A 15,543-nucleotide genomic window follows, 5' to 3' on the forward strand; every position below is an offset into this window, starting at 1 on the left:
GCCGGTTCACCGGGCCCCCGACGGTTCACGGGGCGTGCACGGTCTCCTTCGCCCAGGACTGCTGGAAGGCGAACCGGGCCGCCTCGACCTCGTGTCGCTGGTCGGCGTGGAGCACTCCGAGGGCGTACGCCGTCGCCGGGGCGATGCGGGGGGTGCGGGCCGCCGACGCCGCGGCCGACGCCGCCTCCGCCGCGTCCCGGTGCCGGTGCAGGGCGCGGCCCGCGTGCAGCAGGTGGACGTCCACGGGGGCCTCCTCGCCGTACAGGACCTCCCGGGCGTAGCGGTGCAGGCGCAGCAGCAGGCGGACCTGGTGCCAGGGGGCGTCCTGCGGCTGGGGCGCCGTATCCGCGGAGAGGCCGTGCACGAGGGCCTCCGCGTTGTAGGGGTGGCCCGCGGTGATCAGTGGCAGGGCGGCGACCGCGTCGCCGAGGCGCTCCTCGGCCGCGGCGGCCGGCGGGCGCAGGTCGGCGGTGGTCGCGGCGGGGGCCAGGGGGACCTCGCTGGCCAGTACGGCGACGCTGTCGGCGACCGCGTGGAAGCGGGAGGAACCCAGCGCCTGGAGGGCCGCCGAGTGGGCCCGGGTGCGGGCCAGGGTCAGCTGGCGCTCCAGCAGTGCGCCGGCCTTCGCGGCGCCCACGGTCAGCTGGCCCCGCTCGGGGATGCCGCCGGACCGGTCGCGCGGGCCGGCGCCGGGTTCGGTCGTGCCGAGCGACCCGGCCGCGCGGCCGGGCATCGCCGACTGGGCCGGGAAGGCGGACGAGCCCGAGAGCCGGTGCAGGGCCAGCAACAGCCGTTCCTGGCGGGCCGCGTACGCGTGCTCCCGTGCCAACGTGCCGGACAGCCACGCCAGTTCGGGGCGCATGGCCTCGGACCAGTCGGGGTCGAGCAGGGGCCGGAAGGTGTGCAGGGTGCCGCTGATCCGGCGGGCCGAGCGGCGCAGGGCGCGCGCCGCGTCGACGGCGGCCGGCGAGGAGTTCTCCCCCGGCCGCGGTTTCGTCCGGGCGGCGGGACTTCCCTCGCCGCCGGTCTCCCGGTGCCGGCGCAGTGCGCGGAGGAACTCCGTTGCCTGGGCCCGCAGGTAGCCCGCGAGGGCGTCCCCGGACACCGGCCCGGCCAACGGGTCCGTGGGGTCAAGGTGTTGCTGTGCCACGCCGGCGCCTCCGCGCGTCTATGAGCATCTCCTGGACGTTGCGCAGGGGCTGGCCGTCCGGGTCGGTCGCGTGCCGGGTCCACTCGCCGTCGGAGCCCAGGTGCCAGGAGGAGGTGGTGTCGGACATGCCGGTCTCCAGGAGCCGGCTGAGGGCGGCCCGGTGGGCCGGGTCGGTGACCCTGACCAGTGCTTCGATCCGGCGGTCGAGGTTGCGGTGCATCATGTCGGCGCTGCCGATCCACACTTCGGGTTCGCCGCCGTTGCCGAAGGCGAAGAGCCGGGAGTGTTCGAGGAAGCGGCCGAGTATCGAGCGGACCCGGATGTTCTCGGAGAGGCCGGTGACGCCGGGGCGGACCGCGCAGATGCCGCGGACCCACACGTCGACCGGGACACCGGCCTGGGACGCGCGGTACAGGGCGTCGATGATCGCCTCGTCCACCATGGAGTTGACCTTGATGCGGACGTAGGCGGGGCGGCCCGCCGCGTGGTGCTGGGCCTCCTTGTTGATCCGGGCGATCAGGCCGTCGCGCAGGGACTTGGGGGCGACCAGGAGCCGGCGGTAGGTCTCGCGGCGGGAGTAGCCCGAGAGTCGGTTGAACAGGTCGGAGAGGTCCGCGCCGACCTGCGGGTCGGCGGTCAGCAGCCCCAGGTCCTCGTACAACCGGGCGGTCTTCGGGTGGTAGTTGCCCGTCCCCACGTGGGAGTAGCGCAGGAGGGTGTCGCCCTCCTGCCGGACCACCAGCGACAGCTTGCAGTGGGTCTTCAGACCGACGAGCCCGTACACGACGTGGCAGCCCGACTCCTCCAGCTTGCGGGCCCACTTGATGTTGGCCTGCTCGTCGAAGCGGGCCTTGATCTCGACCAGCACGAGGACCTGCTTGCCGGACTCGGCCGCGTCGATCAGCGCGTCGACGATCGGTGAGTCGCCCGACGTCCGGTACAGGGTCTGCTTGATGGCCAGTACGTCCGGGTCGCCCGCCGCCTGCTCCAGGAAGGCCTGGACGGAGGTGGAGAAGGAGTCGTACGGGTGGTGGAGCAGGACGTCCCGCTCGCGCAGGGCGGCGAAGATGTCGGGCGGCGACGCCGACTCGACCTCGGCGAGATCGCGGTGGGTGCCCGCGATGAACTTGGGGTACTTCAGCTCGGGGCGGTCCAGGGCGCCGATGCCGAAGAGGCCCGTGAGGTCCAGGGGACCCGGCAGCGGGTACACCTCGGCCTCGCTGATCTTCAGCTCGCGGACGAGGAGATCGAGGACGTACCGGTCGATGGACTCCTCGACCTCCAGGCGCACCGGCGGTCCGAGGCGGCGGCGCATGAGTTCCTTCTCCAGCGCCTGGAGCAGGTTCTCGGCGTCGTCCTCCTCGACCTCGAGGTCCTCGTTGCGGGTGACGCGGAAGGTGTGGTGCTCCAACACCTCCATGCCCGGGAACAGCTCCTCCAGGTGTGCCGCGATCACGTCCTCCATGGGGACGTAGCGGTTCGGGGCGGCTTCCAGGAAGCGGGAGAGCAGCGGCGGGACCTTGACGCGCGCGAAGTGGCGGTGGCCGCTGACCGGATTCCGTACGACGACCGCGAGGTTCAGCGAGAGGCCCGAGATGTACGGGAAGGGGTGCGCGGGGTCGACCGCCAGCGGGGTCAGCACCGGGAAGATCTGGTGGCGGAAGAGCGTGAAGAGGCGGGCCTGCTCCTTCTCGGTCAACTCGCTCCAGCGGACCAGGTGGATGCCCTCCTCCGCGAGCGCGGGGGCGACGTCCTCCTGATAGCAGGCCGCGTGCCGGGCCATCAGCTCGCGGGAGCGGGCCCAGATCATCTCCAGCACTTCCCGGGGCTGGAGCCCCGAGGCGGACCGGGTGGCCACGCCGGTGGCGATACGGCGCTTCAGGCCCGCCACCCGGACCATGAAGAACTCGTCCAGATTGCTGGCGAAGATCGCCAGGAAGTTCGCTCGTTCGAGGAGGGGCGTGTTCGGGTCCTCGGCGAGCTCCAGCACTCGTTCGTTGAAGGCCAGCCAGCTGCGCTCCCGGTCCAGGAACCGGCCCTGCGGCAACTGGGGGCCGTCCTGGTCCGCCTCCTCGTACGCGTCGAGGTCGGCGTCGATGTCGGGTTCCAGGTCGGAGACCGCCGCCGCCACGGTGTGCGGGCGGTGCGCGGCTATGGAGCCCACGGAGGGCTGCGGGTGCTGGACCTGTGCCTGAGCGCTGGGCTGGTTCATTCCCCCATTCTTCCGCGCCGGGGGCGAGACAGGCGCGTCGGACAGGGCGGGCGGGAGGGCGGTGACGAAGCGACCGCTTCCCCCGGCCTTCCCGTTCTCCGGGGGCGGCGAGTGCTCGGGCACGGCGGGGTTCATTCGCCGAGGGTCGCAAGCTCGTCTGAATCGATGGTTACGGCGACATGACGTGCGGGATATCGGGGGGCGGCTCCCGGGGGTCCAGCCGGACGGGGGAGGGAGCGGCTCCCGGGCGTCCGGCCGGACGGAGAGGGGCTGGCTTCCGGTGTCCGGCTGGACGGGGAGGGGCGCTCCAGGGTGTCCGGCCGAAGCGCCCGTACGTGCGGTGCACGGCCGGGAGCCGGTACGTCCCGACCCCCGCGCGGGACGTACCGGCCGGGGGTCGTGCCCCCGAGCGGCGGCCGGGATCAGGCCGTCCGGCGCCTCAGCACGGCGTATGCGGCGAGCGCGGCCGACACGGCGAGGGCGAGGACGACGCCGGACTCCACCAGCTGGAGCGGCCAGAAGTGGGACCGCGGGTGGTAGTCGGCCCAGAAGTCGCTGATGTGGCCGTCGGTCATGCAGCGCTTGATCTCGGCCGCATCGGCGCGCTCCACACAGGCCGTGTTGTTGCCGATGCGGATGCCGTCGGTGGTGATCACGCCGTGCTGGAGCGTGAGGGCGTCCTCCGGCGGGTTCAGGGCCCTGGCGCCGGTCACGGTGACCGCGGGCCACAGGCTCGGGCGGTACTCGTTGCCCAGCACATACACGACGAGCAGGGCGGCGAAGGCGGCGCCCAGGGCGGGCAGCGAGCGGCGCAGCAGCAGGCCGGCGAGGGCGCCGAAGGCCAGGCCGCACAGGGCGTAGGCCACGGTGACCGGGCCGTCGGCGTGGTAGACGTCCGCGTCGTACCAGGGGGCCCAGACGAGATCCTGGCCGCCCTGCCACATCAGCCGGTGCAGCGGGACGAGGACGGCGGTCCCGGCGGTGACGAGCAGTGCCGGGACGGCCAGCTTGGCGGTGAGCCAGCGGGCCGGTGAGACGGACTGGGTCCAGGAGAGCGCGGCCGTCCCGCTCTCCAGCTCGCGGCCGGTCAGGGTCGCGCCCGCCCAGACGGCGACGAGGAACGGCAGATGGGCGACGACGAGGGTGCTGAGCGCCACCACCGAGCCGTACTGGTCCTGCCAGGGGCCCGAGACGGTGTCGCAGTTGTCCGTGCTCACGGGGCAGTACGTGCGCGAGTTCGCGATGTCGAATCCCGGCCCGTACGCCCACAGCATCGCCGCGGAGGCCACGACGACCAGCGCCAGCCAGAACCGCAGTGCGGGGCGGTGCACGCGCAGCACGGTCCAGGTCAGGCCCCGGACGGTGCCCTTGACGGCGACTGCGCTCATACGGCGGCCTCCTTGGCGGCGGTGCCCGCGCCGCCGGTGCCCGTCGTGTGCCGCTTGAGCACCCGGAAGGCGGCGAGAGCCGTGAGCGCGGTGAGGGCGAGGACGGCCCCGGTAGCGGTGAGCTGGAGGGGCCAGTAGTGGGAGGCGGGCTGGATGTCGCTGTAGAAGCCCGTGAGGTGGAGCCGGTCGAAGGTGTCGGCGCAGGCCGTGGACGGGCCCCAGGCGCTGCCGCAGCGCGGGAGGGGCAGCTGGTTGCCGGTGGCGTCGACGACCCCGCGGTCGGTGGCGAGGCCTCCGTACCAGGGGCCTTCCTTGAGGGGGGTGATGGTGGTGACCGCCGGCCAGAACCAGGCGCGGTACCAGTTGAGGACGAACGCGAGGGCCCCGGTGAGCAGGAACGTGACGGCCAGGGCGGGCAGCGGGCGGCGCAGCAGCAGACCGGTGAGGGCGCCGGCGGCCAGGCCGAACAGGGCGAGGGCGACCGTGGTCGGGCCGTTGGCCTGGAAGACCAGGATGTCGCTCCAGGCAAGGCTGTTGGCGCCCCGGCCGGCGTCCCACATCAGGTGGTGCAGTACGACGAGCAGGGCGGTGCCCGCGGTGATCACGGCGGCCGGCACCGCGAGCTTGGCGGCCAGCCAGCGGGCCGGGGAGAGCGACTGGGTCCAGGCGAGCTGTGCGGTGCCGGTCTCCAGCTCGCGGGCGGTGAGGGTGGCGCCGGCCCAGAGCGCGACGAGCAGGGGGACGAAGGTGACGGCGTAGTGGGCGTACAACGAGTAGTCCTTGAAGGCGACGTACGCGCCGTTGTCGTACGCGCAGGAGTAGTCGCAGGCCTTGAGGCGCTGGTACGCCGTGACCGCGGGGTCGGCGAGCGAGCCGTACGCCCACAGCATCAGCGCCGCGACGGCGGCCACCGCGACCGCCCAGACGTACAGGGCGGAGCGGTGCAGTCGCAGCATCGCGCGCAGGGTGCCGAGGCGGACGGGCGTACCGCCGGCCGGTGCCCGGGTGTCGGTGGCGCTGAGCGTGGTCATACGGCGGGCTCCTGGGCCTCGGTGCGGGCGGTGTCGTCGAGGATCAGGTCGGGGGCGTCGGGGCTGCGCAGATGCGCGAGCACCAGCTCTTCGAGGGAGGGGGCGGTGGTCTCGCCGCCGTCGGTGAGCGGGCCCCGCGGCCGGACGAGCGCGGTCACCTGCCGTCCCGTGGTGCGGGATTCGACGACGGTGTGCGGGGCGAGGTCGCGGCTCGGGCCGGTGGTGAGGGTGTGCGCGGCCAGCAGGCCGTCCAGGTCGCCGGCGAGGCGCACCCGTCCGCCGCCTATGAGGATCAGGTGGTCGCAGGAGTTCTCCAGCTCGGCGACCACGTGCGAGGACATCACCACGGTGGTGCCCCGCTCGGCGGCCTCCGCCAGCAGGATCCCCATCAGTTCGTGCCGGGCGAGCGGGTCGAGGTCGGCCATCGGCTCGTCCAGGAGCAGGAGTTCGGGGCGCTTGGCGAGCGCGAGGGCGAGCGCGACGCGGGTGCACTGGCCGCCCGAGAGGGAGCGGATCCGGGCCTTCGGGGGGAGCTGGCCGGCGGCCACGATCCGCTCGGCGGTGGCGGTGTCCCAGCGGGCCGGGTTGAGTTCGTGGCCCAGCCGCAGGGTCTCGGCGACGGTGAGGTGCGGGTAGAGCGGCTTGTTCTGGGCGACGTACGCCACGCGCTCGCGGGCCGCGCCAGGGTTTCTGCCGAGCACGGTGAGCCTGCCCTCGGTGGGCGCCAGCACGCCGGCCGCGAGGGCGAGCAGCGTGGACTTGCCCGCGCCGTTCGGCCCGACGACGGCGCAGACGCGTCCGGCGGGGAGCCGGAACCCGCACTCCCGCAGGGCCCAGCCGCCCCGGCGTCCGAACCGCTTGCCGAGCGCGGCCGCCTCCATGGCGGTGTCCGTCATTCCGTGTCTCCCTTGAACTGTTCGTCGAGTACGGCGGTGAAGAGCGCGGCCACGTCGTCCCGGTCGAGCCCGGCCGCACGGGCCCGGGACGCCCACGCGACCAGCTCGGCCTGCAGCGGCGAGTCGGCCGGGGCGGCGCCCAGCGACTTCCGTACGAAGGTGCCGAGGCCGCGTCTGGCCTCGACCAGGCCCTCCCGCTCCAGCTCGCGGTAGGCCTTCAGGACGGTGTTGGGGTTGATGGCGGTGGCCTCCACGACCTCGCGGGCCGTGGGGAGCTTGTCGCCCGGCTCGAGCAGACCCAGGCGGAGGGCCTGCTTCGTCTGCTGGACGATCTGGACGTAGGTGGCGACGCCACTGCGCCGGTCGATGCGGTACTCGACCACTCGGACAACCACCCTTTCACTAATTGAGTAGTGAAAGGGTGGTGCAAGGGGGTGGGAGGTGTCAAGTGCCTGGGGCGGTGGCCACAGAGGTGCGCGGTAACCTCCGTGGTTCGCCGTTGAGTTGACGTGCGCATGTGAAGAAGGGGGACTCCGTGTCCACGCCTCCGCCGCCGCAAGGTGGCTATCCGCCCTATGGGCAGCAGCCGTACCAGGGCCCGCCGCAGCAGCCGTACCAGGGGCAGGCCCCGTACCAGGGGCAGCCTCAGTTCCAGGGGCCGCCGCAGTACCAGGGTGCGCCTCCGCATCAGGGTGCGCCTCCGCATCAGGGGCAGCCGCCGTACGGTCAACAGCCGTACGGGCAGCCGCAGTTCCATCAGCAGCCCGCGCCGCCCGCCCGGCCGCGGTCCGCGTTCAACTCGCGCTCGCCGCTGTTCAAGGTCGCCACGTTCGCCGTCGCGGCTCTCGCCGTGGGCGGCTACTACCTGGTGAACGGCTTCGACCACAAGACGCCCAGCACCTCCGCGGACACCAGCGAGTGGACCGCGTCCGTCGGCGACTGCCTGACGAACAACGGCTCCCAGTCCAGCCCGGACATGGAGGTCGTCGGCTGCTCCAGCAGCAAGGCGGAGTACCGGATCGAGCAGACCGGTTCCACCAGCGAGTGCGAGGACGGACAGCTCAAGTACACGAAGACGCGGCGCACCACGACGCTGCTCACGATGTGCATCTCGGAGATCAAGAAGTAGATCTCCCGCACCGTCGACGAGCCCCCCGTGAACCGATCCGGGGGGCTCGTCCGATGATGGGGCGTGAGGGATAAGAGAAGCGACGGGGAGCTGCTGCGGGTCATCGCGGCGGACGGGGACCGGCGCGCCTTCGAAGAGCTGTACCGGCGGTACGCGCCCTGGCTGACTGCGCGGCTGCGCGGCCGCTGCGCCGACGCCGGGGTGGTCGACGACGTGGTGCAGGAGACGTTCCTCGCCGTGTGGCGCGGCACCGCCCGCTACCGCGAGGAGGGTGACGCGGCCGGCTGGCTGTGGCGCATCGGCTCGCGCCGGCTGATCGACGTGCTGCGCGGCGACGGGGCGCGCGGACGGCTGCGCCAGACGCTGGCCCGGCTGCGGCACCGGGACGAGGCGTCCGCCGAGGAGCGGGTGCTGGCCGGTGTGGAGCACGGCGACCTGGCCGGCGCGCTGACCCGGCTGTCACCCGAACTGCGGGCGGTTCTCCAGGCCACGGTCGTCGAAGGCCTCACCACCCGGGAGGCGGCCGTCCTGCTCGGCATTCCGCCCGGCACGGTCAAGACACGGGCCTCACGCGCCCGCAAGCAGCTGCGGGAGGCGTTGGCATGAGGACGCACGAGAACGACGGACGCGACGGATGCGACGGGCGGGACGGGCACGGGCGCGACGGGCGCAGCGGGCGGGTCCCGGATCCGGCTTCGGGCGGAGCGGCGGATGCGGCCGGTACGGGCGGCCCGGGCGGCCGGGGTGCCGCCGACGGGGGTCGGGAGGGCGCGGGTGCCGGCTGGCACCTGGACGAGGACGACCTGCGCGCCTACGCGCAGGGCAAGTTGACGGTGCCGCGGCTGTGGTCCGCCGACACCCACCTCGCCGCGTGCGCGCCCTGCCGGGAGGGGCTCGCCGGTGTCAGCGATCCGGTCGCGCTGGACTCGGGATGGGCACGGCTGGACGCCGAGCTCGACGCGCCGCGGCCGGGGTTCCTCGAGTCGGTGCTGGTGCGGACCGGGGTCGCCGACCACACGGCGCGGCTGCTCGCCGCCACGCCCGTGCTGCGGCGCGCCTGGCTGGGTGCCGTGCTCGCCGTCCTGATGATGACGGTCGCGGCGTCCTACGCGGTCCAGGGCGCCGAGTCGCCCACGCTGTTCCTCGCCCTCGCGCCGCTGCTCCCGCTCGCCGGGGTCGCGCTGTCCTACGGGCCCGTGCTCGATCCGACGTACGAGATGGCCGTCGTCTCGCCCACGCACGGCTTCCGGCTGCTGATGATCCGCACGGTCGCCGTGCTGGCCACCGGAATCGGGCTCAACGGCCTGGCCACGCTCGCGCTTCCCGCGTACGGGCTGCGCGCGGCCGCCTGGCTGCTGCCCGCGCTCGCCCTCACCGCGCTCGCCCTCGCGCTGACCCCCCGGCTGGGGCCGGTCCTCGCACCCGCCCTGGTCGGCGGGGCGTGGCTCGGGCTGCTGCTGGCGGCCGACCACAGGAGCGAGGGGACCCTTGTGCCGTTCACCGCGGCCGGACAGGGCGTCGCCGCGGCGGTGGCGGTGCTCGCCGCCGCGCTGCTGTACGCCGTCCGGGACCGCTTCGACTCCACCACTGCCTTCATCGACAGGAGCGCCGCATGACCTCCGCCTTCCCGGGGGCCGCCCCCACCGTCTCGGCCGCCGGACTGACCCTCCGCTACGGCGGCACGCCCGCCCTGGACGACGTGTCACTGCGTCTGCAGGACGGTGTGACCGGTCTGCTGGGGCCCAACGGCGCCGGCAAGACGACCCTGTTGCGGGTGCTCGCGACCGCGCTGCCCGCCGACCGCGGGGCCTTCACCGTGCTCGGACACGACCCGGGCACGAGCGCCGGACGCCAGGACGTACGGCGTTCGCTCGGCTATCTGCCGCAGACTCCCGGATTCCACCCGGACTTCTCGGCCTTCGAGTTCGTCGACTACGTGGCGATCCTGAAGGAGCTGACGGACCGCGGTGCCCGGCACGCAGAGGTGCGCCGGGTGCTCGCCGCCGTCGACCTCTCCGACGTACGCGGCAAGCGCATCAAGAAGCTCTCCGGCGGCATGCGGCAGCGGGTGGCGCTCGCGGCCGCACTCGTCGGCGACCCCGGGTTCCTCGTCCTGGACGAGCCGACCGTCGGACTCGACCCCGAACAGCGCATGCGCTTCCGGGAGTTGATCGCCCAGGCGGGTGAGGGCCGGACCGTGCTGCTCTCCACCCACCAGACCGAGGACGTGGCGATGCTCTGCCACCGGGTGATCGTCATGGCCCACGGGCGCATCCGCTTCGAGGGCACCCCGGCCGAGCTGACCGCGCGGGCGGCGGGCCGGGTGTGGAGCAGTGGCGAACGCGACCCGGGCGCGAAGGCCGGATGGCGTACGGGCGCCGGCACCTTCCGCAACGTCGGCGACCCGCCCCAGGGTGCCGACCTCCTCGAACCCACCCTGGAGGACGGCTACTTGCTCACCCTCGACGGCGAGTCCGCGGAGGTGTCGGCATGAGCGGCACGGTCATGACCGCCCCCGTGGACAGAGAGCTGTCCCCCCAGGCGGACCGGCGGCCCCGAGCGGCGGCGATGCTCGCCCTCGCCCGCTTCGAGGCCCGCGAACTCACCCTGCACGTACCGGTGTTCGTCTTCTTCACCCTGTATGTCGCCTACACCTGCTGGGGGCTGTGGTCCGGCCGCGAGGGCATGGACGCCTTCCCGGCACTCCAGGATGCCGACCGTGCCACCCAGGACCGGCCGATGCTCGTCGGCATAGCGCTGTTCGTCTGCGCCAACCGGGCCGCCCTGCGCTCCCGCCGGCGTGGCACCGACCGGCACTTCGACACGCTGGTCATGGAACCGTGGCGGCGCACGGCGGCGCACGCGCTGTCGGCCGTGCCGCTCGCCGCGGCCTGCGCCCTGGTCGTCGTCTTCGACTTCACCTGTACGGCGCTGAAGCCGGGCGCGGTCGGCCACGGCTCGGTCGCCGAACTGGCCGTGGGCCCGCTGGGGGTCCTGCTCTCCGGTGTCCTCGGCGTGCTGATGGCGCGGCTGATCCCCTCCGTGTTCGCCGTCCCGCTCCTCGCGCTCGGCGGCTTCGTGTTCGCGATCTTCGTGGCCAACGGCACGAACAACGCGCGCTGGGGGCGGTGGCTGTGGCCGGCGGTCAACGAGACCCGGAGCGATCCGCTGCCCGCCGACCTGATCGGCCGCCCCGCCGCGTGGCACGTGCTGTATCTGATCGGGCTCATCGGCCTGCTGGTCGGTACGGCGGTCCTGGTCAGCGGCGGACGTACCCGACTGATCAAGGCGGGCACCGCGCTCGCCGTCGCCGCCACCGTCGCGGGGATCGCGGGGCAGAGCGCCGGTGACCCGGCCGGGCTGGCCGACGCCCGCGAGACGGCGTCCGTCACGCCCGAGAAGGTGCAGTCCTGCGTCCCGCACGGGCGGTCGACGTACTGCGCCTACCCCGAGTGGACCGACCGGACGGCCGACTGGGCCGCGGTCGTCGGACGCGTCCAGTCCCTCGCGGGAGGCTCCGCCGGGGGTGCGCGGCTGACCGTACGGCAGCGCGTCGACGCCCGGCACGGGCTGAGCGGGGACGCGGCGCTCGAACCGTCCGGTACGCCGGGACAGGTGACCGTCGGTACACGCTGGGGCGGCAACCGGGTCCCGGAGTTCGCGGTCGCCGTCGCCTCCGTCCTGGTGGCGGGCGACGAGCGGAGCGCCGACGAGGCGTGCGGGGCCCGCGGAGTGACGATCATGTGGCTCGCGCTGGGCACGGACGCCGACCCGATGGCCACGCTCCGCCAGGTGCGCCTCGACGACAGCATCAGCGGTTCGGCGATCGCCATCACCCCGACGGACTCCGTCTGGATGACCGCCCGGCAGACCACGGTCGTACGGCAGCTCCTCCAGCAGCCGCGCTACGGCGTCACCGCCAAGGTGAAGGCCCACTGGACGGAGCTGACCTCCCCGAGGACGACCACGGCACGGGCCGCGGAACTGCTGGACCTGCCCGTGCCCAAGGGCGAAGACCAGTGCGGTGAGTGAGCCGGGGCGAGGGGGCGGGGCGGTGCGGGGCATGACCTGGGACGTGATCCGGCCCGTGTGGCGGTCGTTGCCGTGGGGGGCGCTGGGTACGGGGGCGGGCGCGGGGCTGCTGCTCGCGGGCGCTCCGCGGGGGCTCTTCGGACAGCCGGATCCCTGGCTGACCCTCAACTTCCTGCGGGCCGCGGCGCTGGCCGGTGCGCTGGGGCTGACGTTTCTGCTGGACGATCCGGCGCGGCATACGACCGCTGCCGTGCCGGTGCGGCGGCCGGTGCGGGTCGCTCTGCGCGTGGGGCTTGTCGCGCCCCTGGTCGTGGGTTGGTGGGCGGTCGCCCTCGCCCTCGTGCCGGCCGGGGCGCGTCCCCCGGTGGGGGCGGTGTCCCTCGAGGCCGCGGCCGTCGTGGTCCTCGCGCTGGCCGTCGCCGCGGCGGGCGTCCGCTTCTCGGACGAGGCCGAGCCCGGGGCGGGGGCGGCTGCGGCCCTTCTCGGCCTCGGGGTGTCGGCACCGCTGCTGGTCCCCGAGCGGTGGACTCCGTTCGTCGCCGTGGACGACGCGCGCTGGGGGGCGGCGCATCTGCAGTGGGCGGCGCTGCTGATCGCGCTGGCCGCGGCCGCCGCGACCTGCACGCTCGAACCGTGCCGGCGGCGGCCCCTCTATTCGACCGGGGGGACGCCCGTCGGCCCCGGCGGCGCGCATGCCCGCAGTTGAGACGTCACGTCTCCGTGCGGTACATCAAGTCCGTCTCGTACGTGCGGAAGCCCAGGCGTTCGTACACCGTGACGGCGGGCAGGTTGTCGGCGTCGACGTAGAGCATCGCGGTCGGCAGGCGCTGCGCGGCCAGGTGGCGGAGGCCGATCGCGGTGAGGGCCTTGCCGAGACCGCCGCCCTGGGCGCCGGGCCGTACTCCGACGACGTACACCTCACCGAGCCCCTCCTCGGCATGCACCTTCGTCCAGTGGAAGCCGACCAGTTCCTCGCCCCGGAAGGCGAGGAAGAAGCCGGCCGGGTCGAACCACGGCTCAGCCATCCGGTCGTCCAGATCCCGCTGGGTGAGGGACCCCTGCTCGGGGTGGTGCGCGAAGGCCTCCGCGTTCGCCGCGAGCCACGCCGCGTCGTCCCGCCCCGGCTCGAAGGAGCGCACGGAAACCCCGGCAGGCAGCACCGGCTCCGGCAGCTCCAGATCGGTCAACGACCGCCGCATCTGGCGCAGTTCACGGAAGAGAGCCAGACCGAGCACCTGTGCGAGGTGGCGCGCGGCGGAGTGCCCGCCGTGCGCCCAGACCCGCAGCCGCTTGCCGGAGGCGGCCAGCAGCGCCGAACCCAGCGCCCGCCCGTGCCCGTGTCCGCGATACGCCGGGTGCACCACCAGCTCGGCGGCCGGCGCCTCCACGGGGTCGGTGTCCTCCAACTGCGCATATCCCACGAGCGTCTCGCCCAAGGTCAGCAGCAGATGCCGTACGCCGGCGCGCTCGCCGCCGCGCAACTGCAGCCGCCCCTGCTCGGAAACCGCCTGCTGCCCGTCGGTCCGCGCGGCGTCCGCGAGCAGTTCGAGTACGGCCTCGGCCTGGTCGGGGGAGAGCGCGGAGCGGGTCTCGACGGAGCGGGAGATGGCGGCGGGTGCGGTGTCGTCGCTGGTCATGGATACGAGAGTACGACGCGACGATTTCCGGACAAGGAGCCGGGCAGGACCGACGCGTCTTCCTTCGGGGCGCCCCGCGGAAGTGATGGCAACCAGTCCGTAACCCGGAACCCCCTGTTGCGCTACGCGCGTTGATTCTAGGCTGCGCGCAAGCCACAGCCGTAGCACAGCTCCCACAGGGGGGAACCATGCCGCCGACGCCCCGGCACAGACGTACCCAACGACTTCTCGCCACCGCCGCAGGCCTCGCCACCGTCGGTGCGCTGGCCGCCGCGCTGCCCGCGAGCGCGGGACAGGACACGGCGACCGCCCGCCACCACCACGGCAGCGGCCGCTACCAGGACGTACAGCTGCTGTCGTTCAACGACCTGCACGGCAACCTGGAGCCGCCGGCCGGCTCGTCGGGCCGGGTGACCGAGCAGCAGGCCGACGGCACGACGAAGACGATCGACGCGGGCGGTGTGGAGTACCTCGCCACGCACCTGCGCGACGCCCGCAAGGGCAACAAGTACTCGATCACGGCCGCCGCGGGCGACATGGTCGGCGCCTCGCCGCTGATCTCCGGCCTGTTCCACGACGAGCCGACGATCGACGCGCTGAACAAGCTCGACCTGGACGTGACGAGCGTCGGCAACCACGAGTTCGACGAGGGCGCCACGGAACTGGCCCGCCTCCAGAACGGCGGCTGCCACCCGAAGGACGGCTGTTACGACAGCAGCGAGAAGTTCCAGGGCGCCGACTTCCCCTACCTCGCCGCGAACGTGACCAAGGAGAAGACCGGCAAGCCGCTGCTGAAGCCCTACTGGGTCTGGAAGAAGAACGGCGTCAAGGTCGGCTTCATCGGCGTGACGCTGGAAGGCACCCCGAACATCGTGTCGGCCGACGGCGTCAAGGGCCTGAAGTTCGGCGACGAGGTCGAGACGATCAACAAGTACGCCAAGGAGCTCCAGCGCCAGGGCGTGAAGTCGATCGTCGCGCTGATCCACGAGGGCGGCGCGCCCGCCTCGCAGTCGTACAACTACGACTGCGACAGCCCCGGCGCCGGTGACGGCATCTCGGGCCCGATCGTCGACATCGCCAAGAACGTCACGCCGGCCGTGGACGCGCTGGTCACCGGCCACACCCACCAGGCGTACGCGTGCACCATCCCGGACCCGGCGGGAAACCCCCGCATGGTGACGTCGGCCGCGTCCTTCGGCCGTCTCTACACGGACACCACGCTGACGTACGACCGCTGGACCGGCGACATCGCGCGGACGGCAGTGAAGTCGGCGAACCACGTGGTCACCCGTGATGTGGCGAAGGCCGCCGACATGACCGGCCTGATCGCGCAGTGGAAGACCCTCTCCGCCCCGATCGCCTCGCGCCCCATCGGCTACATCGCGGGCGAGATCGGCAACACCGGTACGGAGTCCCCGCTCGGCGACATGATCGCCGACGCGCAGCTGTCGTACGCCAAGTCCCTCGACCCGGAGGCCGACCTCGCGCTGATGAACCCGGGCGGCATCCGCGCCGGGCTCACCTACACCGCGAGCGGCAGCGAGGGCGACGGGGTGGTGACGTACGGCGAGGCGTACACGGTCCAGCCGTTCGCCAACACCGTCAATCTGGTGAACCTCACCGGAGCCCAGGTGGTCACCGCACTCCAGCAGCAGGTCAGCGGCGCGAACGAGGCCGCGCCGAAGATCCTGCAGATCTCCAGGGGTCTGACGTACACCCTGGACCTGACCAAGTCGGGCGCCGCCCGGGTGGTGGCCGGTTCCGTCAGGCTGAACGGTGCGGCGATCGACCCGGCCGCCACCTACCGCGTCGCGATGAACTCGTTCCTCGCGGGCGGCGGCGACGGCTTCGCCGAGCTCGGCAAGGGCACGAACGTGCTGGTCGGCGGGGACGACCTGGCGGCGTTCGAGGGCTATCTGACGGCCGGCTCGTCCGCCGCGACGCCGTACCCGGTGCCGGCCGCGGACCGGATCACGATCCTGAAGTAGGGAGCGCCGTTCGGATCGGCCGGGGCACTGACCGGTCCGAACGACACCCCTGGGGCCGTGAGGAAGATCGCATACCTGCG

The 15,543-nt window shown here is 73.2% G+C and carries 14 protein-coding genes; 7 read left to right on the forward strand and 7 right to left on the reverse strand.

Annotated features, from left to right (window positions below):
- Positions 1-25: 25 nt before the first annotated feature.
- From ACFWM2_RS11700 to ACFWM2_RS11725, 6 genes are all read right to left on the reverse strand, one after another.
- Complete coding sequence (locus tag ACFWM2_RS11700) at positions 26-1,150, reverse strand: CHAD domain-containing protein (RefSeq protein WP_383276637.1); 1,125 nt, start codon at positions 1,148-1,150, stop codon at positions 26-28.
- A complete protein-coding gene (locus ACFWM2_RS11705; RefSeq protein WP_383276640.1) occupies positions 1,131-3,497 on the reverse strand; it encodes an RNA degradosome polyphosphate kinase in 2,367 nt (788 codons plus the stop codon). The genes ACFWM2_RS11700 and ACFWM2_RS11705 overlap by 20 nt, the downstream gene beginning before the upstream one ends.
- A 287-nt stretch (positions 3,498-3,784) precedes the next feature.
- Positions 3,785-4,750, reverse strand: a complete 966-nt coding sequence (locus tag ACFWM2_RS11710; protein WP_383276643.1) for a hypothetical protein — start codon at positions 4,748-4,750, stop codon at positions 3,785-3,787.
- Positions 4,747-5,781: an ABC transporter permease gene (locus tag ACFWM2_RS11715; protein ID WP_383276646.1), complete on the reverse strand. Its 1,035-nt coding sequence runs from the start codon at positions 5,779-5,781 to the stop codon at positions 4,747-4,749. Before ACFWM2_RS11715 ends, ACFWM2_RS11710 begins: the two co-directional genes overlap by 4 nt.
- Positions 5,778-6,677 (reverse strand): ABC transporter ATP-binding protein, encoded by a 900-nt coding sequence (locus tag ACFWM2_RS11720; RefSeq protein ID WP_383276649.1) that lies wholly within the window; start codon positions 6,675-6,677, stop codon positions 5,778-5,780. Before ACFWM2_RS11720 ends, ACFWM2_RS11715 begins: the two co-directional genes overlap by 4 nt.
- Positions 6,674-7,060, reverse strand: a complete 387-nt coding sequence (locus ACFWM2_RS11725; RefSeq protein WP_383276652.1) for a GntR family transcriptional regulator — start codon at positions 7,058-7,060, stop codon at positions 6,674-6,676. The genes ACFWM2_RS11720 and ACFWM2_RS11725 overlap by 4 nt, the downstream gene beginning before the upstream one ends.
- Positions 7,061-7,212: 152 nt before the next feature.
- On the opposite strand from ACFWM2_RS11725, the gene ACFWM2_RS11730 reads away from it, so the two are divergent.
- The 6 genes from ACFWM2_RS11730 (at position 7,213) to ACFWM2_RS11755 (ending at position 12,544) form a co-directional block, all read left to right on the forward strand.
- Positions 7,213-7,806, forward strand: coding sequence for a hypothetical protein (locus ACFWM2_RS11730; RefSeq protein WP_383276655.1), 594 nt, complete (start codon positions 7,213-7,215; stop codon positions 7,804-7,806).
- Between the two features lie 63 nt (positions 7,807-7,869).
- Positions 7,870-8,412: an RNA polymerase sigma factor gene (locus tag ACFWM2_RS11735; RefSeq protein WP_383276658.1), complete on the forward strand. Its 543-nt coding sequence runs from the start codon at positions 7,870-7,872 to the stop codon at positions 8,410-8,412.
- Positions 8,409-9,422 (forward strand): zf-HC2 domain-containing protein, encoded by a 1,014-nt coding sequence (locus ACFWM2_RS11740; protein WP_383276661.1) that lies wholly within the window; start codon positions 8,409-8,411, stop codon positions 9,420-9,422. Before ACFWM2_RS11735 ends, ACFWM2_RS11740 begins: the two co-directional genes overlap by 4 nt.
- Positions 9,419-10,300, forward strand: coding sequence for an ABC transporter ATP-binding protein (locus ACFWM2_RS11745; RefSeq protein ID WP_383276664.1), 882 nt, complete (start codon positions 9,419-9,421; stop codon positions 10,298-10,300). The genes ACFWM2_RS11740 and ACFWM2_RS11745 overlap by 4 nt, the downstream gene beginning before the upstream one ends.
- Positions 10,297-11,838 (forward strand): ABC transporter permease, encoded by a 1,542-nt coding sequence (locus ACFWM2_RS11750; RefSeq protein WP_383276667.1) that lies wholly within the window; start codon positions 10,297-10,299, stop codon positions 11,836-11,838. The genes ACFWM2_RS11745 and ACFWM2_RS11750 overlap by 4 nt, the downstream gene beginning before the upstream one ends.
- 31 nt (positions 11,839-11,869) lie before the next feature.
- Positions 11,870-12,544, forward strand: a complete 675-nt coding sequence (locus ACFWM2_RS11755; RefSeq protein WP_383276670.1) for an ABC transporter — start codon at positions 11,870-11,872, stop codon at positions 12,542-12,544.
- Between the two features lie 4 nt (positions 12,545-12,548).
- Here ACFWM2_RS11755 and mshD read toward each other — a convergent pair whose 3' ends face one another.
- On the reverse strand, positions 12,549-13,475 hold the full coding sequence (gene mshD / locus ACFWM2_RS11760; RefSeq protein ID WP_383276673.1) for a mycothiol synthase: 927 nt from the start codon (positions 13,473-13,475) through the stop codon (positions 12,549-12,551).
- 188 nt (positions 13,476-13,663) lie between these two features.
- Here mshD and ACFWM2_RS11765 point away from each other — a divergent pair, with 188 nt between their 5' ends.
- A complete protein-coding gene (locus tag ACFWM2_RS11765; RefSeq protein ID WP_383276676.1) occupies positions 13,664-15,463 on the forward strand; it encodes a bifunctional metallophosphatase/5'-nucleotidase in 1,800 nt (599 codons plus the stop codon).
- The last annotated feature ends 80 nt before the right edge of the window (positions 15,464-15,543 follow it).

Source organism: Streptomyces sp. NPDC058371 (genome assembly GCF_042723265.1).
Taxonomy (GTDB): domain Bacteria; phylum Actinomycetota; class Actinomycetes; order Streptomycetales; family Streptomycetaceae; genus Streptomyces.

Excerpts from the sequence above, each read along its gene's own strand:
- ACFWM2_RS11705 (WP_383276640.1), bottom strand. The coding sequence starts at position 3,497 with ATGAACCCCGCCGTGCCCGAGCACTCGCCGCCCCCGGAGAACGGGAAG.
- ACFWM2_RS11710 (WP_383276643.1), bottom strand. The coding sequence starts at position 4,750 with ATGAGCGCAGTCGCCGTCAAGGGCACCGTCCGGGGCCTGACCTGGACC.
- ACFWM2_RS11715 (WP_383276646.1), bottom strand. The coding sequence starts at position 5,781 with ATGACCACGCTCAGCGCCACCGACACCCGGGCACCGGCCGGCGGTACG.
- ACFWM2_RS11720 (WP_383276649.1), bottom strand. The coding sequence starts at position 6,677 with ATGACGGACACCGCCATGGAGGCGGCCGCGCTCGGCAAGCGGTTCGGA.
- ACFWM2_RS11740 (WP_383276661.1), top strand. The coding sequence starts at position 8,409 with ATGAGGACGCACGAGAACGACGGACGCGACGGATGCGACGGGCGGGAC.
- ACFWM2_RS11745 (WP_383276664.1), top strand. The coding sequence starts at position 9,419 with ATGACCTCCGCCTTCCCGGGGGCCGCCCCCACCGTCTCGGCCGCCGGA.
- ACFWM2_RS11750 (WP_383276667.1), top strand. The coding sequence starts at position 10,297 with ATGAGCGGCACGGTCATGACCGCCCCCGTGGACAGAGAGCTGTCCCCC.
- ACFWM2_RS11755 (WP_383276670.1), top strand. The coding sequence starts at position 11,870 with ATGACCTGGGACGTGATCCGGCCCGTGTGGCGGTCGTTGCCGTGGGGG.
- mshD (WP_383276673.1), bottom strand. The coding sequence starts at position 13,475 with ATGACCAGCGACGACACCGCACCCGCCGCCATCTCCCGCTCCGTCGAG.
- ACFWM2_RS11765 (WP_383276676.1), top strand. The coding sequence starts at position 13,664 with ATGCCGCCGACGCCCCGGCACAGACGTACCCAACGACTTCTCGCCACC.